General features: G+C 72.9%; 19 protein-coding genes and 5 tRNA genes. 6 read left to right on the forward strand and 18 right to left on the reverse strand.

All coding sequences use genetic code 11. The features are described from left to right. Window positions 1-17 precede the first annotated feature (17 nt). Both ACIQBJ_RS26750 and ACIQBJ_RS26755 read right to left on the reverse strand, forming a co-directional pair. The gene (locus ACIQBJ_RS26750; protein WP_400715458.1) at window positions 18-1,043 is read right to left on the reverse strand and encodes a 6-phosphofructokinase; all 1,026 of its coding nucleotides are present in this window, start codon (window positions 1,041-1,043) and stop codon (window positions 18-20) included. Window positions 1,044-1,181: 138 nt separating this feature from the next. After that, window positions 1,182-2,150, reverse strand: a complete 969-nt coding sequence (locus ACIQBJ_RS26755) for a thiamine-phosphate kinase (protein ID WP_400715460.1) — start codon at window positions 2,148-2,150, stop codon at window positions 1,182-1,184. 164 nt (window positions 2,151-2,314) lie between these two features. On the opposite strand from ACIQBJ_RS26755, the gene ACIQBJ_RS26760 reads away from it, so the two are divergent. Further along, window positions 2,315-2,548, forward strand: a complete 234-nt coding sequence (locus tag ACIQBJ_RS26760; RefSeq protein WP_400715462.1) for an Lrp/AsnC family transcriptional regulator — start codon at window positions 2,315-2,317, stop codon at window positions 2,546-2,548. A gap of 19 nt (window positions 2,549-2,567) precedes the next feature. Continuing rightward, complete coding sequence (locus ACIQBJ_RS26765; protein ID WP_400715464.1) at window positions 2,568-3,107, forward strand: DUF3515 domain-containing protein; 540 nt, start codon at window positions 2,568-2,570, stop codon at window positions 3,105-3,107. Window positions 3,108-3,110: 3 nt separating this feature from the next. Here the strand turns inward: ACIQBJ_RS26765 and ACIQBJ_RS26770 are convergent, their stop codons facing one another. From ACIQBJ_RS26770 to ACIQBJ_RS26780, 3 genes are read right to left on the reverse strand one after another with little or no spacing between them, the layout of a single operon-like run. Further along, window positions 3,111-4,253 (reverse strand): D-alanine--D-alanine ligase family protein, encoded by a 1,143-nt coding sequence (locus ACIQBJ_RS26770; protein WP_400715466.1) that lies wholly within the window; start codon window positions 4,251-4,253, stop codon window positions 3,111-3,113. A 30-nt stretch (window positions 4,254-4,283) separates the two neighbouring features. Next, complete coding sequence (locus tag ACIQBJ_RS26775; RefSeq protein WP_400715468.1) at window positions 4,284-5,285, reverse strand: NAD(P)H-dependent glycerol-3-phosphate dehydrogenase; 1,002 nt, start codon at window positions 5,283-5,285, stop codon at window positions 4,284-4,286. Continuing rightward, on the reverse strand, window positions 5,282-6,094 hold the full coding sequence (locus ACIQBJ_RS26780) for a lysophospholipid acyltransferase family protein (protein ID WP_400715470.1): 813 nt from the start codon (window positions 6,092-6,094) through the stop codon (window positions 5,282-5,284). The genes ACIQBJ_RS26775 and ACIQBJ_RS26780 overlap by 4 nt, the downstream gene beginning before the upstream one ends. A 222-nt stretch (window positions 6,095-6,316) precedes the next feature. Between ACIQBJ_RS26780 and cofC the strand changes: the two genes are divergently transcribed. Then, a complete protein-coding gene (gene cofC / locus ACIQBJ_RS26785; protein ID WP_400715472.1) occupies window positions 6,317-6,997 on the forward strand; it encodes a 2-phospho-L-lactate guanylyltransferase in 681 nt (226 codons plus the stop codon). Between the two features lie 17 nt (window positions 6,998-7,014). Then, window positions 7,015-7,236, forward strand: coding sequence for a hypothetical protein (locus ACIQBJ_RS26790; RefSeq protein ID WP_400715474.1), 222 nt, complete (start codon window positions 7,015-7,017; stop codon window positions 7,234-7,236). Window positions 7,237-7,335: 99 nt separating this feature from the next. Here the strand turns inward: ACIQBJ_RS26790 and ACIQBJ_RS26795 are convergent, their stop codons facing one another. Next, on the reverse strand, window positions 7,336-7,719 hold the full coding sequence (locus tag ACIQBJ_RS26795; RefSeq protein WP_400715476.1) for a hypothetical protein: 384 nt from the start codon (window positions 7,717-7,719) through the stop codon (window positions 7,336-7,338). Then, window positions 7,716-7,961, reverse strand: a complete 246-nt coding sequence (locus ACIQBJ_RS26800) for a hypothetical protein (RefSeq protein WP_400715478.1) — start codon at window positions 7,959-7,961, stop codon at window positions 7,716-7,718. The genes ACIQBJ_RS26795 and ACIQBJ_RS26800 overlap by 4 nt, the downstream gene beginning before the upstream one ends. Before the next feature lie 140 nt (window positions 7,962-8,101). On the opposite strand from ACIQBJ_RS26800, the gene ACIQBJ_RS26805 reads away from it, so the two are divergent. Beyond that, on the forward strand, window positions 8,102-8,842 hold the full coding sequence (locus tag ACIQBJ_RS26805) for a GntR family transcriptional regulator (protein WP_400715480.1): 741 nt from the start codon (window positions 8,102-8,104) through the stop codon (window positions 8,840-8,842). A 263-nt stretch (window positions 8,843-9,105) separates the two neighbouring features. Here ACIQBJ_RS26805 and ACIQBJ_RS26810 read toward each other — a convergent pair whose 3' ends face one another. The 4 genes from ACIQBJ_RS26810 to leuC form a co-directional block, all read right to left on the reverse strand. Next, the gene (locus ACIQBJ_RS26810) at window positions 9,106-9,825 is read right to left on the reverse strand and encodes an HU family DNA-binding protein (RefSeq protein WP_400715482.1); all 720 of its coding nucleotides are present in this window, start codon (window positions 9,823-9,825) and stop codon (window positions 9,106-9,108) included. A 133-nt stretch (window positions 9,826-9,958) separates the two neighbouring features. Next, on the reverse strand, window positions 9,959-10,249 hold the full coding sequence (locus tag ACIQBJ_RS26815) for a hypothetical protein (protein ID WP_400715484.1): 291 nt from the start codon (window positions 10,247-10,249) through the stop codon (window positions 9,959-9,961). A 135-nt stretch (window positions 10,250-10,384) separates the two neighbouring features. Then, window positions 10,385-10,981 (reverse strand): 3-isopropylmalate dehydratase small subunit, encoded by a 597-nt coding sequence (gene leuD / locus ACIQBJ_RS26820; RefSeq protein ID WP_123552708.1) that lies wholly within the window; start codon window positions 10,979-10,981, stop codon window positions 10,385-10,387. A 3-nt stretch (window positions 10,982-10,984) separates the two neighbouring features. Next, entirely contained in the window at window positions 10,985-12,406 is a 1,422-nt protein-coding gene (gene leuC / locus ACIQBJ_RS26825; RefSeq protein WP_400715487.1) for a 3-isopropylmalate dehydratase large subunit, read from the reverse strand. A 233-nt stretch (window positions 12,407-12,639) separates the two neighbouring features. Here leuC and ACIQBJ_RS26830 point away from each other — a divergent pair, with 233 nt between their 5' ends. Beyond that, window positions 12,640-13,353 (forward strand): IclR family transcriptional regulator, encoded by a 714-nt coding sequence (locus tag ACIQBJ_RS26830; RefSeq protein ID WP_014138216.1) that lies wholly within the window; start codon window positions 12,640-12,642, stop codon window positions 13,351-13,353. 143 nt (window positions 13,354-13,496) lie between these two features. Here ACIQBJ_RS26830 and ACIQBJ_RS26835 read toward each other — a convergent pair. From ACIQBJ_RS26835 to ACIQBJ_RS26865, 7 genes are all read right to left on the reverse strand, one after another. Continuing rightward, window positions 13,497-13,571, reverse strand: a tRNA-Gln gene (locus tag ACIQBJ_RS26835). Between the two features lie 4 nt (window positions 13,572-13,575). Further along, window positions 13,576-13,648, reverse strand: a tRNA-Glu gene (locus tag ACIQBJ_RS26840). 15 nt (window positions 13,649-13,663) lie between these two features. After that, window positions 13,664-13,736, reverse strand: a tRNA-Glu gene (locus ACIQBJ_RS26845). A 36-nt stretch (window positions 13,737-13,772) separates the two neighbouring features. After that, window positions 13,773-13,845 (reverse strand) — tRNA-Glu (locus ACIQBJ_RS26850). 21 nt (window positions 13,846-13,866) lie between these two features. Then, window positions 13,867-13,938, reverse strand: a tRNA-Gln gene (locus tag ACIQBJ_RS26855). Between the two features lie 179 nt (window positions 13,939-14,117). Beyond that, the gene (gltX, locus tag ACIQBJ_RS26860) at window positions 14,118-15,632 is read right to left on the reverse strand and encodes a glutamate--tRNA ligase (RefSeq protein ID WP_400715489.1); all 1,515 of its coding nucleotides are present in this window, start codon (window positions 15,630-15,632) and stop codon (window positions 14,118-14,120) included. Further along, on the reverse strand, window positions 15,629-16,426 hold the full coding sequence (locus ACIQBJ_RS26865) for a fumarylacetoacetate hydrolase family protein (protein WP_400715491.1): 798 nt from the start codon (window positions 16,424-16,426) through the stop codon (window positions 15,629-15,631). Before ACIQBJ_RS26865 ends, gltX begins: the two co-directional genes overlap by 4 nt. Window positions 16,427-16,552: the final 126 nt, after the last annotated feature.

Consider the following 16,552-nt stretch of genomic DNA (forward strand, 5'->3'; position numbering starts at 1 on the left):
TCGAGCCCGGGGATCGCTCAGAGCACGGCCTCGGATTCGGCCCAGCGGCCCTCGGGGACGGTCTTGAGCCGGACCACCGCGTCGGCGATCGGGACGAGCCGGATGTCGGTGCCGCGCAACGCGGTGAAGTGGCCGAAGGCGCCCTGGTGGACGGCTTCGACGGCGTGCCAGCCGAAGCGGGTGGCGAGGACCCGGTCGAGGGCGGTGGGGGTGCCGCCGCGCTGGGTGTGGCCGAGGATGACCGGCCGGGCCTCCTTGCCGAGCAGGTTCTCCAGCTCGGCGGCGAGCCGGGTGCCGATGCCGCCGAAGGTCTGGTGGCCGAACCGGTCGACCTCGCCGTGCTCGAAGCGCAGCGTGCCGGGCTCGGGCTTCGCGCCCTCGGCGACCGCGATGATGGCGAACTTCTTGCCGCGCCGGAAGCGCTCCTCGATCATCCGGGCGACGGCCTCGATGTCGAAGGGCTTCTCGGGGATCAGGATGCCGTGGGCGCCGCCGGCCATGCCCGCGGTGAGGGTGATCCAGCCGGTGTGACGGCCCATCAGTTCGACCACCATGATGCGCTGGTGGGACTCGGCGGTGGTCTTCAGCCGGTCGATGGCCTCGGTGGCGACGTGCACGGCGGTGTCGAAGCCGAAGGTGACGTCGGTGGCGTCGATGTCGTTGTCGATGGTCTTGGGGACGCCGACCACCGGCAGCCCGGCGTCGCTGAACAGCTTGGCGGCGGTCAGGGTGCCCTCGCCGCCGATCGCGATCAGCGCGTCGATGCCGAGCTTCGCGGCGAGTTCGCGGGAGTTCTCGACGGCCCAGCGGATCTTCTCGCGCTGCACCCGGGCGGAGCCGAGGACGGTGCCGCCGAGGGTGAGCAGGCCGGTGACGTCGTCGTGCGAGATCGGGCGGGCCCGGCCCTCGATCAGGCCGAGGAAGCCGTCCTCGATGCCGAGGATCTCGTCGCCGTGCACGTCGGTGCCGCGGTGCACGACGGAGCGGATCACCGCGTTGAGGCCGGGGCAGTCGCCGCCGCTGGTGAGAACGCCGATTCGCATGTGGCTGTGCTCCTGCTCCGGGGCCGAGCCCCGCGTACGTGGGGGGGACCGGGCCGTCGACGCTGCCGGCCCGTCCGACAGTCGCCACCCTACGCGTCCGTGGACGTACCGTCCGGTAGCCACCCGGGGGCGGGGCGGCTACTCCTCGGCGAAGTGGTCCCAGCCCGCGCTGCGGTCCCAGGGGGCCCCGTCGACGGTGACGGTGCCGCCGCGGCCGGGCCGGGCGGGGCGGGCGACCTCGCCGATCACCCGCCAGCGGGCCGGGAGCTGGACGCTGCGCGGGAAGGTCGCCACGATCGCGTGGTCCTCGCCGCCGGAGAGCACCCAGACCAGCGGGTCGACGCCGACGGCCTGGCCGATGTCGGACATCTGGGCCGGGACGTCGAAGTCGGCGGCGTGCAGGTCGATGTCGACGCCGCTGGCCCGGGCGACGTGGCCGAGGTCGGCGACCAGGCCGTCGGAGACGTCGACCATGGCGGTGGCACCGAGGTCGCTGGCGGCGGGGCCGGCGTGGTACGGCGGCTCGGGGCGGCGGTGCGCCTCGACGAAGGCCCGCGGGGAGCGGAAGCCGCGCTGCAGCACGGTCAGGCCGGCCGCGGACCAGCCGAGCCAGCCGGTGACGGCGACCACGTCGCCGACCTGGGCGCCGGAGCGGACCACGGGGCGGCGGCCCTTGAGGTCGCCGAGCGCGGTGATCGCCAGCGTGATGGTGTCGCCGCGCACCACGTCGCCGCCGACCACGGTGGCGCCGGCCACCTGGCACTCGTCGCGCAGGCCGTCCATCAACTCGGTGGCCCAGGTGGTGGGCAGGTCGGCGGGGGCGACCAGGCCGAGCAGCAGGGCGGTGGGGACGGCGCCCATCGCGGCGATGTCGGCGAGGTTCTGGGCGGCGGACTTGCGGCCCACGTCGTAGGCGGTGGACCAGTCGCGGCGGAAGTGCCGGCCCTCGATCAGCACGTCCATGGTGGCGACCACCCGGCCGTCGGGCGCCTTGACCACGGCCGCGTCGTCGCCGGGCCCGAGCTCCACCGCCGGGGTCATCGGCAGCCGCGCGGTCAGCTCCCGGATGAGCCCGAACTCGCCGAGCTCGCCCACGGTCCCCTGCATCAGCCCGTCCTCCCGCGTTCCAGGTGTCGTCGGGGTGCGCCCCCGCCGCGCAGCGTACGCCCTCCGGGGCCGCCGGGGACTCCCCCGTCCGCACCCTCGCGCGGTAGCGTGGTGATCAGACTGCCGGTCAGCAACTCCCCCACCCAGCCGCCTGGAGGTCCACCGTGGTGCAGGCGTACATCCTGATCCAGACCGAGGTGGGCAAGGCCACCTCGGTGGCCGAGTCCATTGCCAAGATCACCGGCGTGCTCACCGCCGAGGACGTCACCGGTCCGTACGACGTGATCGTCCGGGCCGAGGCCGCGTCCATCGACGAGTTGGGCCGCCTGGTGGTGGCCCAGGTGCAGCAGGTGGAGGGCATCACCCGCACCCTGACCTGTCCGGTGGTGCGCCTGTGAGGGCGTCTACCATCGACGGGTGCCTCTCCGTGACCTGCTGAACCGCCTCCCGGCCCCGGTGCGCTGGCTGGGCCCGCCCGCCGCCCTGCTGGGGTGCACGGCGGGCCTGGTCGCGTTCTGGAGCGGCGACCCGGACGTCGCCCCGCCGGTGCCGTCGGCCGAGGCCGCGGAGTACTGCGCGGCGCTGGACCGGGCGCTGCCCGCCGAGGTGCTCGGCCACCCGCGGCAGGACCCGTCCCCGGCCTCGCCGTACACGGCGGCCTGGGCGTCCTCGCCGCGCACCGTGCTGACCTGCGGCGGGGACCGCCCGGACTTCCTGAACGACACCGCCCGCACCGGGCCGTGCGTCAACCAGGTCGGCTGGGGCATGGGCGAGGACGGCCACGGCGGCTACCGGTTCGCCACCGGGCTGCGCAAGGCGTACGTCGAGGTGCACGTCCCGGCGGGCGCGTACGGCAACTACGCGGACCCGCTGGGCTACGTCGCCGACGCGATCCGGTCGACCGTCCCGGTGATCAACGGGGCGGCCGACTCGGACTGCCTGGACGACGGGGGCTGAGCCTCAGCGCAGGCCGGTGGAGCGGCGCAGCGCGGCGGCCAGCAGGCGGTCGATCAGTTCGGCGTAGGGCACGCCGGTGGCCTCCCACATCTTGGGGTAGGCCGAGATCGGGGTGAAGCCGGGCATCGTGTTGATCTCGTTGACCATCCACCGGCCGTCGGCCAGCAGGAAGAAGTCGACCCGGGCCAGGCCCTCGCAGCCGAGGCCCTCGAAGACCTCGACGGCCTGGCGGCGGATCTCGTCCTGCTCGGCGGCGGTGAGGTCGGCGGGGATGCGGACCTCGGAGGAGTCGATGTACTTGGCCTCGAAGTCGTAGAACTCGAAGTCGCCGTCGACCAGCACCTCGGCCGCCACCGAGGCGCGCGGGCCGTCCTCGAACTCCAGCACGCCGCACTCGATCTCGCGGCCCTCGACGCCCTTCTCCACGATCACCTTGGGGTCGTGGCGGCGGGCCTCGTCGATCGCGGCGTCCAGGTCGGCGAGGTCCTTGACCTTGGTGATGCCGATCGAGGAGCCGGCCCGGCAGGGCTTGACGAACAGCGGCAGGCCGAGCGCGGCGATCCGCTCGCGGGCGGCGGCCCGGCCGGCCTCGGACTCCCAGTCGCGCGGCTTGAGCACGGTGTACTCGCCCGCGTACAGGCCGAGCGACTCGATGATCCGCTTGGTGAACTCCTTGTCCATGCCGACCGCGGAGGCCAGCACGCCGGAGCCCACGTACGGGACGCCGGAGAGCTCCAGCAGGCCCTGCAGCGTGCCGTCCTCGCCCCACGGGCCGTGCAGCAGCGGCAGCACCACGTCGACCTCGCCGAGGACCTTCGGCGCGGCGCCGGGCTCGCTCCACACCACCTCGCGGTCGCCCGGGGCGGCGGGCAGCACGACCTGGCCCTCGACCGACTCGGCGACCTGGTCGACGTCGGGCATCCGGCCGTCCGTGATCACCATCCGGGCGGGTTCGTCGCCGACCAGGGCCCAGCGGCCCTCATGGGTGATGCCGATCGGCAGCACCTCGTACTTGCCGCGGTCGATCGAGCGCAGCACGCTGGCGGCGGTGACCACGGACACGCCGTGTTCGGAGCTGCGGCCGCCGAAGACGATGGCGACGCGCGGCTTGGCCGCCTGGTTCGGGGAGGTCTGTTCGATGCTCATATCGGCGTTGAGACTACCGTCCGATTCCGGTCATCGGCGTTCAGGCTTGGCCGAACGGGCCATCAGTCCCTTCAGCACTTCCTGGGTGGGACGGCCGTTGTGCACCACGTCGACCACGGCCTCCACGATCGGCATGTCGACGCCGTTGCGGCGCGCCAGGTCGAGCACCGACTCGCAGGACTTCACGCCCTCGGCGGTCTGGCTGGTGGCGGCGACGGTCTCGGCCACCGTCATGCCGCGGCCCAGGTTGGTGCCGAAGGTGTTGTTCCGGGACAGCGGCGAGGAGCAGGTCGCCACCAGGTCGCCCATCCCGGCCAGGCCGGCGAAGGTGTGCGCGTCCGCGCCCAGCCGCAGGCCCAGCCGGGTGGTCTCGGCCAGGCCGCGGGTGATCAGCGTGGCCTTGGTGTTGTCGCCCAGGCCCATGCCGTTGGCCATGCCGACCGCCAGGCCGATCACGTTCTTCACCGCGCCGCCGAGCTCGCAGCCCACCACGTCGGTGTTGGTGTACGGGCGGAAGTACGAGGTGTGGCAGGCCCGCTGGAAGCGCTTCGCCACCTCCTCGTCGGTGCAGGCGACCACGGTGGCGGCGGGCTGCCGGTTGGCGATCTCCCCGGCCAGGTTCGGCCCGGACACCACCACGACCCGCTCCGCGGCGACCTCGGCGACCTCGGCGATCACCTCGCTCATCCGCTTCGCGGTGCCCAGCTCGATGCCCTTCATCAGGCTGACCAGCACCGTGTCGGGGGCGAGCAGCGGCGCCCAGTGCGCGAGGTTGTCGCGCAGCGTCTGGGACGGCACCGAGAGCACCGCGAACTCGGCGCCGGCCAGCGCCGCCGCCGGGTCCGTGGTGGCCCGGATGGTCGGCGGGAGGGCCAGGCCCGGCAGGTAGTCCGGGTTGACGTGGTCCCGGTCGATCGCGTCGACCAGCTCCTGGCGGCGGCCCCACAGGGTCACCTCGCAGCCGGCATCGGCCAGGATCATCGCGAAGGCGGTGCCCCAGGAGCCCGTCCCCATCACCGCGCAGCGGGTCACCGGCCACCCTCCTCTGCGGCGCGCTCGCGCTTGGCCTCGGCGGCCGCGGCCCGGTCCTTGGCGGCCCGGCGCATGTCGTAGCGCTCGGCCGGGGCCTGCTCGCCCCGGACGCCCTCCAGCACCTCGGTGATCGCCGCCATGATGTCGTCGGTGGCGTCCCTCAGCACCTGGGCGGTCAGCTCCTGGCCCTGGTACTTGCTCAGGTCGACGGCCGGACCGGCCGCCACCGTCACCCGGTGCCGCGGGAACAGGTGGTACTTGCCCTTCCCGCCCCGCGCCCCCCTGCCGTACGGCGGGATGATCTCGTGCGCGCCCCAGTGCGCGACCGGGATCACCGGCGCGCCCGTCATCAGCGCGACCCGGGCGGCGCCGCTCTTGCCGGTCATCGGCCACAGGTCCGGGTCCCGGGTGAGGGTGCCCTCCGGGTAGAACTGCACGCACTGGCCCTGCTCGATCGCCTCGATCGCGGCCCGGAACGCCTCGGCGGCGTCGGTGGACTCGCGGAACACCGGGATCTGGCCGGTCTTGCGCAGCATGAAGCCGATGAACGGGATCGAGAACAGCGAGGACTTGCCGAGGATGCGCGGCGGACGGCCCGAGTTGTACTGCCAGTGGGCGTAGAACACCGGGTCGATCACCGAGTTGTGGTTCACCGCGGCGATGAACCCGCCCTGCTTCGGCAGGTGTTCCCAGCCGCGCCAGTCCGTCGTCGCCAGGGCGTTGGTCACCGGCTTCACGAGCACCGCCGCGAAGCGGTACCAGATCCCGTAGTCGGCGTTGCCGAATCTGGCGTTAGAGCGGCGGGCCACCCCAGCTCCTCCTCGTTCGTGCGGCGCCCCGTTGCCCGAACACCGCGATCTCTCCTCACCGGGGCCGACCTGCGGCTCCGAGGCGCCGACCAGTCTCACCCGCGAGCCGAGTCCGTGTCGAGCAGCCACCGCCGCCACCAGCCGACCGGTCCCCCGGCCGCCGCCCCGGGGCCTCCCGGAACCGCTGGCCAGGTCTCCCCGGCCGACGCCACAATGGCGCCGATGACAGAGGACACCGTACGCCCCGCCGCCCCCGGTCCCACTGCCCCGGTCCCGGCCCCCGCCCGGCGGTCGGTGCCGCGGCCGGGCTGGTCGCTGGTCGTCCCCGTCAAAACGCTGGCCGAGGCCAAGAGCCGGCTGGCCCCGCTCGGACCGCTCCGGCCCCGGCTCGCCCTGGCCTTCGCCCTGGACACGGTGGCGGCGGCGCTCGCCTGCCCGGCGGTCGGCCGGGTGCTGGTCGTCACCCGGGACGCCCGCGCCGCCGGGGCGCTGCGCGCCCTGGGGGCGGACGTGGTCGAGGACGAGCCCGGCGGCGGGCTCAACCCGGCGCTCGCGCACGGCGCGGCCACCGCGCACCGGCACCACCCCCGCTCCCCCGTCGCCACCCTCTCCGCCGACCTGCCCGCGCTGCGGCCCGCCGAACTCGCCCGCGCCCTCGGCGCGGTGCCGCCCGGCGGCCGGGCCTTCCTCGCCGACACCCCCGGCACCGGGACCGTGCTGCTGACCGGCACCCCGCTGCGGCCGGCTTTCGGGGCCGGCTCCCGGGACCGCCACCTGGCCGGTGGCGCGCGCGAACTCCTGCTGTCCGACGTGCCCTCGGTCCGCCGCGACGTCGACACCCCCGCCGACCTCGCCGACGCCCGCCGCCTGGGCCTCGGCCCGGCCACCGCCGCCCTGCTCTGACGCTCTATGCTGCTGCCATGCAGGCCACCGCGTTCACCTTCGACCCCACGACCCGCTCCGGCTCGGTCCTGCTCGACGACGGCACGCCCGTCCCCTTCGACGCCCCCGCCTTCGACGCCGGCGGCCTCCTCCTGCTCCGCCCCGGCCAGCGCCTCCGCATCCGCACCGCCGGCGAGGGCCCGGCCCGGCGCGTCGTCTTCCTCACCCTCCAGACCTTCCCCGACCCGGCAGCCGACTGACCCCCCGTCACCCCCGAGTCATCCCCTGACGCCCTTTCACCCTTCCGTGGGACAGCGCTTCCACGCGCCCCCGCACGCCCCGCGTGCTTCAGGGGGCGATCACGCGCAGCGGGCGGTTTCGTGGGGCCGGTCGTCCGGGGCGTCGAGGCGGAGGGCGGCCACCTCCGGGGTGGTGAGCAACTGGAGCGTGACCGGGGCGAGTTGGAAGGGGCCCTGGGTGGCGGGGGCGACCCGGAGGAGGCGGGTGCGGCCGAGCAGCACGAAGGTGAGGCGGAGTTGGCCGTCGCGGGCGAGGAAGGCCGCGGTGCGGTCGGCGGCGCCGGGGCCGAAGAAGTAGCGGTAGGCCTCGTACTGCGTCCAGCCGAGCGGGAGGGTGCGGAGGGTGGACCAGAGGGACGCGAGGGCGTCGGCGAGGAAGCGGAACGAGGTCGGCTCGGTGATGCCCTCGATGGACACGGTGTAGCCGGGCGGCGTGGTCTTCACGGCGGCTCCTGGGGTGGGTCGAATTCGGCCCAGACGGTGTGGGTGCGGGCGGCGTAGCGGTGTCCGTAGCGATCGGCGCGGGCGAGGACGGCGAGGACGGCCCGGTGGTCGTGCTCGTCGGGGCCGGTGGGGAGGGTGGCCTCGATCCGGTAGCCGCCGCCGGGGAGGCGTTGGATCCGGGCTTCGGTTCCGCCCGCCGCGGCGAGGTCGGACGCCAGCTCGAACACCCTGGTGGTTCGCACGCCACGCCTCTCCCCGAGGTCAGCCGATCACGCAAAGTAAAGCTAAGGCATTAGATTCCACCTGATGCATTAGATTGTCAAGCTGAAGCACCCGCCCTGTCCCTGCCGGACAGGGCTCGCCCTCCGCCGGGAGACGCCCGATGCCCTCACAGGACCCGCCGTACCTCCGCATCGCGGACCACCTGCGCCGCCGGGTGACGGCCGGCGAGTGGGCGGTCGGCGAGCGGCTGCCCTCCCGGGCGCAGCTGGCGGAGGCCTACGCGGTGGGCGCCAACGTGCTGCAGCGGGCGCAGGAGGTGCTGATCGCCGAGGGTCTGCTGGAGGGCCGCACCGGCTCGGGGACGTACGTCCGGGAGCCCGTGGAGCGGCTGCCGCTGCACCGCTCGCGGACGGCCGGCGGCTTCCCGGCCACGGCGGTCCCCGGCGGGACGTGGGAGACCCAGACGGCGGCCCGGACGCCCGCCCCGGAGGAGATCGCCCGGCGGCTGCGGATCGAGCCCGGCGCGCTGACGGTGCACACCCGGTACGAGTTCCTGCTGGGCGGCCGGCCGGTCCAACTCGCCGATTCCTGGGAGCCGATGACGCTCACCGACGGCACGCCGGTGCTGATGCCGCAGTACGCCCCGATGCGGCTGCGCGGCGTGGTGGCGCGGATGGCGGAGATCGGGGTGCGGGTGGCGCGCGCGGTGGAGCGTCCGCGCCCCGCCCGGGCCTCGGCGGAGCAGGCGGTGCTGCTCGGGATCAGCCCGGGCGACCTGGTGACGCTGGTGGAGCGGACGTACCTGGACGACACCGGCCGGCCGGTGGAGACCGCCGACCTGGTGATTCCGGATTCCCGCTGGGAGATCTGCTACGAGCTGCCGGTGGAGGCCGCGGAGTAATTCCGCGCTTTCCGGTTCCCAGCCGTACCGGCGTTCCGACGGGGAGCCGCGCCGGCGGTTGTCGGCGGCGGCCCGTCGGCGCGCCCCGGAAATCCGCCCGGGGGAAGCCGCCCGGGGGAAGCCGCCCGGGAAGCCCTCCGGAAAGCCGGAGGGCCGCACCGGCCCCGGCCCGGGCGCTCCGGTGGTCCGGATCGCGCGGGGCGGGGCCGGTGCGGCCCGGCCTGCTCCCGGCACCGGCTGACGCGGCGCCAGGTGCGGGGCGACTACTTGGCGGTGGACTTGCGCGCGGTGGTCTTGCGCGTGGTGGTCTTCTTCGCCGGAGCGGTCTTCTTGGCGGTGGCGGTGGCCTTCTTGGCCGCCGTGGTGGCGGTCTTCTTGGCGGCGGCCTTCGCCGGGGCGGCCTTCTTGGCGGTGGCGGTCTTGGAAGCCGCGGCCTTCGCCGGGGCGGCCTTCTTCGCGGTGGCGGTCTTGGAAGCCGCGGCGGTCTTGGTCGCCGCGGCCTTGACCGCGGTGGCCTTCTTGGCCGCCGTGGTGGCGGTCTTCTTGGCGGCGGCCTTCTTGGTCGCGGTGACGGTGGCGGCACCCGCGGCGGCGGCGCGCTTGGTGGCGGCGCGCTTGGCGGCGGGGGTCGCGGCCACGCCGGACTTGCCCGGGGTGAGCGAGCCCTTGGGGGCCTTCTTCACGGACGGGCCGTCCTTCGGCAGCTTCTTGCTGCCGGCGACGAGGTCCTTGAAGCCCTGGCCGGGACGGAACCGCGGCACGGCGGTCTTCTTGACCTTGACCCGCTCGCCGGTCTGCGGGTTCCGGGCGAAGCGCGCCGAGCGCTCCACCTTCTCGAAGGTGCCGAAACCGGTGACCGAGACGCGGTCACCCGCCACGACGGCACGCACCATGGTGTCGAGCACTGCGTCGACGGCCTCTGCGGCAGCCTTGCGACCGCCCAGCTGCTCGGCCACCGCTTCGACAAGCTGAGCCTTGTTCACGTCTTCCCCTTCGGAAACGGGCGCCGGATGATTCCATCCGTTCTTTTCGCACGTTAGGTATGTATCTGCGGACTTTCAATTACCAAACGCGTGAATCACCCTAGTGTCGCAATGGATTTGCGCATGGAGGTGCTCACCGGGGCGGCATCCGCCCCTCGTCGAGGTCCTGCACAAAGCGACTCAACCGCCGTGCCGCCCCCGGGAGATCACGCTTGGCGGTCTCGGTGACGATCAGCAGTTGTCGGGTGAGAGCGGTCTTTGCGTCCGTCGACACGTTCAGCGCGTGAACGCGGGCGTGGGCTTGCTTCAACCGCTCGGCCACCAGTGCGTAGAGCAGGGTGACTTCCGAGTCGGCAGCACCGTCCTGGCCCTCCGCGGACGCCGGTTCGGCGTCCTGGTACGGGGGTTCGGCGCTGTGGTGCATGCAACGATTGTGCCATCTGTGCGGAGTTGCGCTACACCAGGGTCTATTCACGGGTGACGAACTCCCCTGCGAACAACGAAGACCCGCCCCGGGTGGGGGGCGGGTCTTGTTGTCGGTCCGTCAGAAAGCGGGGGGTCAGGCGACCGGCTGGGTACGCGGCTTGAAGGACGGCCGCTTCGCCTCGAACGCCGCCACGTCGGCCTCGTTCTGCAGGGTGATGCTGATGTCGTCCAGGCCGTTCAGCAGCCGCCAGCGCACGTTGTCGTCCAACTCGAACGGGGCGGTGACGCCCTCGGCCCGGACCTCGCGGGCCTCCAGGTCGACGGTGATCTCGGCGGTCGGGTCGGCCTCGGTCAACTCCCAGAGCCGCTCGACGGTCTCCTGCGGCAGGACCACCGTGAGCAGGCCGTTCTTCAGCGAGTTGCCGCGGAAGATGTCGGCGAACCGGGACGAGACCACGGCCTGGAATCCGTAGTTCTGCAGCGCCCAGACGGCGTGCTCGCGGGACGAGCCGGTGCCGAACTCGGGGCCGGCCACCAGCACGCTGGCGCCCTGACGCTCCGGCAGGTTCAGCACGAAGGACTCGTCCTTGCGCCAGGCCTCGAACAGGCCGTCCTCGAAGCCGGAGCGGGTGACCTTCTTCAGCCAGTGCGCCGGGATGATCTGGTCGGTGTCCACGTTGGAGCGGCGCAGCGGGACGGCGCGGCCGGTGTGGGTGGTGAACTTCTCCATGGCTCAGACCTCCACGGCCACGTTGTCGGTCAGGTCCGCGGGGGCGGCCAGTCGGCCCAGCAGGGCGGTGGCGGCGGCGACCTGGGGGGAGACCAGGTGGGTGCGGCCGCCCTTGCCCTGCCGGCCCTCGAAGTTGCGGTTCGAGGTGGACGCGCAGCGCTCGCCCGGGGCCAGCTGGTCCGGGTTCATGCCCAGGCACATCGAGCAGCCGGCGTGCCGCCACTCGGCGCCCGCGGCGGTGAAGACCTTGTCCAGGCCCTCCTCGACGGCCTGCAGGGCGACCCGGACCGAGCCGGGGACGACCAGCATCCGCAGGCCCTCGGCGATCTGCCGGCCCTCCAGGATCGCCGCGGCGGCCCGCAGGTCCTCGATCCGGCCGTTGGTGCAGGAGCCGACGAAGACGGCGTCGACCTTGACCTCGCGCAGCGGGGTGCCGGCCTCCAGGCCCATGTACTTCAGGGCGTTCTCGGCGGCGATCCGCTCCTGCGGGTCCGCGAAGTCCTCCGGGTTCGGCACGTTGGCGCCCAGCGGCGCGCCCTGGCCCGGGTTGGTGCCCCAGGTGACGAACGGGGTCAGCTCGGCCGCGTCGATCAGCACCTCGGCGTCGAAGACCGCGTCCTCGTCGGTGGCCAGGGTCTCCCAGTAGGCGACCGCGTCGTCCCAGTCCGCGCCCTGCGGGGCGTGCGGGCGGCCCTGCAGGTAGTCGAAGGTGGTGCGGTCCGGGGCGATCATGCCGGCCCGGGCGCCCGCCTCGATGGACATGTTGCAGATCGTCATCCGGGCCTCCATGGAGAGGCTGCGGATCGCCGAGCCGCGGTACTCCAGGACGTAGCCCTGGCCGCCGCCGGTGCCGATCTTGGTGATCACGGCCAGGATCAGGTCCTTGGCGGTGACGCCCTCGGGCAGCTCGCCCTCGACGGTGATCGCCATGGTCCTGAACGGGGCCAGCGGCAGCGTCTGGGTGGCCAGCACGTGCTCGACCTGGCTGGTGCCGATGCCGAAGGCCAGCGCGCCGAAGGCGCCGTGGGTGGAGGTGTGCGAGTCGCCGCAGACCACGGTCATGCCGGGCTGGGTCAGGCCCAGCTGCGGGCCGACCACGTGCACCACGCCCTGCTCGACGTCGCCCAGCGAGTGGATGCGCACGCCGAACTCCGCGGCGTTCTTGCGCAGCGTCTCCAGCTGCACCCGGGAGACCGGGTCGGCGATCGGCTTGTCGATGTCGAGGGTCGGGGTGTTGTGGTCCTCGGTGGCGATGGTGAGGTCGGTGCGGCGCACCGGCCGGCCGGCCAGCCGGAGTCCGTCGAACGCCTGCGGGCTGGTCACCTCGTGCAGCAGGTGCAGGTCGATGTAGAGCAGGTCGGGCTCGCCCTCGGCGCGCCGGACGACGTGGTCGTCCCAGACCTTCTCTGCGAGTGTCCGTCCCATCGGATTCCCTCCAGCCGGCCGCTCTGCCGGCCTTCTCGTGATCGTCGAGGTCTTGTCCCGTGCCGCCCTGTGAGGCTCGCTTGGAGTCGCGACCTGCACGCCGGACCGTCCAGAATGCGGACACCGTGGTGGGGTGCCGTCCTGGGTGTCTCCCGGGCTGCTGACTCCAAGAGTGGCGCTTTTCCCGGAAGATTGAACTTGCGTCTCGCCGATTGAGACTGCAGTATCGAGACATGGACAACACTAGCGGCGTCGGCGTTCTCGACAAGGCCGCTCTGGTGCTGAGCGCACTGGAGTCGGGCCCCGCCACGTTGGCGGGGCTGGTCGCCGCCACCGGTCTGGCACGGCCCACGGCCCACCGACTCGCCGTCGCACTCGAACACCACCGTCTGGTCACCCGCGACATGCAGGGCCGGTTCATTCTCGGCCCCCGGCTCGCCGAGCTCTCCGCCGCGGCCGGCGAGGACCGCCTGCTGGCTGCCGCCGGACCGGTCCTGACGCACCTTCGGGACGTCACCGGCGAGAGCGCGCAGCTCTACCGCCGGCAGGGCGAGATGCGGATCTGCGTGGCCGCCGCCGAGCGCCTCTCCGGCCTGCGGGACACCGTGCCGGTCGGCTCCACGCTGCCGATGAAGGCCGGCTCCGCCGCCCAGGTGCTGCTCGCCTGGGAGGAGCCCGAGCGCCTGCACCGCGGCCTCCAGGGCGCCCGGTTCACCGCCACCGCGCTCAGCGGCGTGCGCCGCCGCGGCTGGGCCCAGTCGATCGGCGAGCGCGAACCCGGCGTGGCCTCCGTCTCCGCCCCCGTCCGCGGCCCCTCCAACCGCGTGGTCGCCTCCGTCTCGGTCTCCGGCCCGATCGAGCGCCTCACCCGCCACCCGGGCCGGATGCACGCCCAGGCCATCATCGAGGCCGCCAACCGCCTCACCGAGGCCCTCCGCCGCAGCTGAGGCCCCCGCCCGCACGACCGGTGCCCCCGCTCCCGCCCAGGGACGGGGGCACCGCCGCGTCCGGGCCCGCCGTGGGCGGTGCCGCAGGGATGGGAACGCAAAAAAGCCCCGGTTGCCCGGAGCTTGTTCGTTGGAGCTTTTCTTGGCTGGGGTACCAGGACTCGAACCTAGACTAAATGAACCAGAATCACTCGTGCTGCCAATTACACCATACCCCAAAAGTACCCCCGACCGGATTCGAACCGGCGCTACCGCCTTGAGAGGGCGGCGTGCTAGGCCGCTACACAACGGGGGCCCTAGCTTGAATGAGTACCCCCGACCGGATTCGAACCGGCGCTACCGCCTTGAGAGGGCGGCGTGCTAGGCCGCTACACAACGGGGGCAAGTCTCATTCATCTGTGCAATTGTCAAAAATTGCGTACCCCCGACCGGATTCGAACCGGCGCTACCGCCTTGAGAGGGCGGCGTGCTAGGCCGCTACACAACGGGGGCTTGCTGCACTGACGTGCTGCGCTGGGGTACCAGGACTCGAACCTAGACTAACTGAACCAGAATCAGTCGTGCTGCCAATTACACCATACCCCACCAGAGTTCAACCCCTGTGCGGGGGTCTTCCTCGGTGTCTTGCGCCTCCCTGCCCGGGCGGCGCAGAAAGAACATTACCCGACGCCCCGCCCCGCTCCAAAATCGATAACCGCAGGCTGCGCGCCGGACACCTGCGGGCCAGGTCAGCGACATGGCCCGCAGGTGTCCGAGGGGGGTGCTCAGGAGGCCGGGAGCAGCTCCAGCGCGCCCAGCAGGCGGCGCAGCGTCTCCTCGCGGCCGAGCAGTTCCATGGACTCGAACAGCGGCGGGGAGACCCGGCGGCCGGTGACCGCGACCCGGAGCGGGGTGAAGGCGAACTTGGGCTTGATGCCCAGGCCGTCGACCAGGGCCTCGCGGAGCGCGGCCTGGATCGGGTCGGGGGTGAAGTCGGCCAGGCCGGTGAGGGCCTCGATCGAGGCCAGCAGGACCGGGCGGGCGTCCGCGGTGAGGACCTTGGCGGCGTCCTCCGGGTCGACCGCGAAGTCGGCGGGGGCGACGAACAGGAAGCCGGCCATGGTGACGATCTCGGAGAGGACGACCATCCGCTCCTGGGTGAGCGGCGCGACCTCGGCCAGCAGGCCGAGCTGCTCGGCGGTGGGCTCGGCCGGGAGCAGGTCGGCGGCCTGCAGGTACGGCACCAGGCGACGGACGAACTCCTCGGGGGCGAGGCGGCGCAGGTGCTCGGCGTTCAGGTGCTCGGCCTTCTTGAGGTCGAAGCGGGCCGGGTTGGCGTTGACGTCGTCGATGTCGAAGGCGGCGACCATCTCGTCGATGTCGAAGACGTCGCGGTCCTCGGCGAGCGACCAGCCCAGCAGGGCCAGGTAGTTGAGCAGGCCCTCGGGGAGGAAGCCGCGCTCGCGGTAGAGGTTGAGCGAGGCCTGCGGGTCGCGCTTGGAGAGCTTCTTGTTGCCCTCGCCCATCACGTACGGCAGGTGTCCGAACTGCGGGGTGCTGCCGTTGCCGACGCCGATCTCGGCGAGGGCGGCGTAGAGGGCGATCTGCCGGGGCGTCGAGGAGAGCAGGTCCTCGCCGCGCAGGACGTGGGTGATCTCCATCAGGGCGTCGTCGACCGGGTTGACCAGGGTGTACAGCGGGGCGCCGTTGGCCCGGACGATGCCGTAGTCGGGGACGTCCTTCGGGTCGAAGGAGATCCGGCCGCGGACCAGGTCGTCGAAGGCGAGCGTGGTGTCGGGCATCCGGAAGCGGACGATCGAGGCGCGGCCCTCGGCCTCGTACCCGGCGACCTGCTCGGCGGTCAGGTCGCGGCAGTGGCCGTCGTAGCCGGAGGGCTTGCCGGCGGCGCGGGCGGCCTCGCGGCGGGCGTCGAGCTCCTCGGTGGTGCAGTAGCAGCGGTAGGCGTGGCCGGCCGCCTGGAGGCGCTCGGCGACGTCCGCGTAGATGTCCATCCGCTGGGACTGGCGGTAGGGGGCGTGCGGGCCGCCGACCTCGGGGCCCTCGTTCCAGTCGAAGCCGAGCCAGCGCATCGCGTCCAGCAGCTGCTGGTAGGACTCCTCGGAGTCGCGGGCCGCGTCGGTGTCCTCGATCCGGAACACCAGGGTGCCGCCGTTGTGCCGGGCGTAGGCCCAGTTGAACAGGGCGGTGCGGACCAGGCCCACGTGCGGGTTGCCGGTCGGGGAGGGACAGAAACGGACCCGGACGTTCGGGTTCTTCTCGACCACGCTTTCAGCCTTCATCGCTTGACGACCTTGTTGGAGAGGGTGCCGATGCCTTCGACGGAGACGGCGACCTCGTCGCCGATGTTCAGGGGGCCGACGCCCGCGGGGGTGCCGGTGAGGATCACGTCGCCGGGGAGCAGCGTCATCGCCTCGGAGACGTGCGCGATCAGCTCGGCGACCGAGCGGACCATCTGGGAGGTGCGGCCGGCCTGGCGGAGCTCGCCGTTGACGGTGCAGGTGACGGCCAGGTCGGCGGGGTCGAGGTCGGTCTCGATCCACGGGCCGAGCGGGCAGGAGGTGTCGAAGCCCTTGGCGCGGGCCCACTGGCCCTCGCGCTGCTGGACGTCGCGGGCGGTGACGTCGTTGGCGCAGGTGTAGCCGAAGACCACCTCGGGGACCCGCTCGACGGGCACCTCGCGGCACATCCGGCCGATCACCACGGCGAGTTCGGCCTCGTACTGCACGTCCTCGGAGAACGGCGGGTAGGCGATGGACTCGGTGGGGCCGATGACGGCGGTGGAGGGCTTGAAGAACGTCAGCGGGACGGCGGGGACCTCGTTGCCCAGCTCGGCGGCGTGCGCGGCGTAGTTGCGGCCGACCGCGACGATCTTGCTCGGCAGCATCGGGGCGAGCAGCCGGACGTCCTGCAGGCGGTGGGTCTCGCCGGTGGGCTGGGGGGTGCCGAAGGGGTGCCCGGCCAGGGTGTGCACCACCAGCGACTCGGGTTGGGCGGCGTCCCCCTCGACGACGCCGAAGGAGACCGAGCCCGCCGCGGGGCTCCCTTCACGGACGGAGAACCTGGCGATACGCACAGCCCTGCAACCTCTCGGTTCGTCGGCCGCCCGGACGCTCCCGGACGGTGGCCGGGCCCGCAGTACCGGGCCGGCCCGTGCCCCCAGGTTATCGGCGCCCGGACCCCGGTCGCCGCAGGCGGGGGG

This window comes from Kitasatospora sp. NPDC088391 (genome assembly GCF_044753345.1).
GTDB lineage: Bacteria > Actinomycetota > Actinomycetes > Streptomycetales > Streptomycetaceae > Kitasatospora.

Coding starts and splice junctions, on each gene's coding strand:
- ACIQBJ_RS26750 (WP_400715458.1), bottom strand. CDS start 1,043: ATGCGAATCGGCGTTCTCACCAGCGGCGGCGACTGCCCCGGCCTCAAC.
- ACIQBJ_RS26755 (WP_400715460.1), bottom strand. CDS start 2,150: ATGCAGGGGACCGTGGGCGAGCTCGGCGAGTTCGGGCTCATCCGGGAG.
- ACIQBJ_RS26770 (WP_400715466.1), bottom strand. CDS start 4,253: ATGAGCATCGAACAGACCTCCCCGAACCAGGCGGCCAAGCCGCGCGTC.
- cofC (WP_400715472.1), top strand. CDS start 6,317: ATGACAGAGGACACCGTACGCCCCGCCGCCCCCGGTCCCACTGCCCCG.
- ACIQBJ_RS26790 (WP_400715474.1), top strand. CDS start 7,015: ATGCAGGCCACCGCGTTCACCTTCGACCCCACGACCCGCTCCGGCTCG.
- ACIQBJ_RS26805 (WP_400715480.1), top strand. CDS start 8,102: ATGCCCTCACAGGACCCGCCGTACCTCCGCATCGCGGACCACCTGCGC.
- ACIQBJ_RS26815 (WP_400715484.1), bottom strand. CDS start 10,249: ATGCACCACAGCGCCGAACCCCCGTACCAGGACGCCGAACCGGCGTCC.
- leuD (WP_123552708.1), bottom strand. CDS start 10,981: ATGGAGAAGTTCACCACCCACACCGGCCGCGCCGTCCCGCTGCGCCGC.
- leuC (WP_400715487.1), bottom strand. CDS start 12,406: ATGGGACGGACACTCGCAGAGAAGGTCTGGGACGACCACGTCGTCCGG.
- ACIQBJ_RS26830 (WP_014138216.1), top strand. CDS start 12,640: ATGGACAACACTAGCGGCGTCGGCGTTCTCGACAAGGCCGCTCTGGTG.
- gltX (WP_400715489.1), bottom strand. CDS start 15,632: ATGAAGGCTGAAAGCGTGGTCGAGAAGAACCCGAACGTCCGGGTCCGT.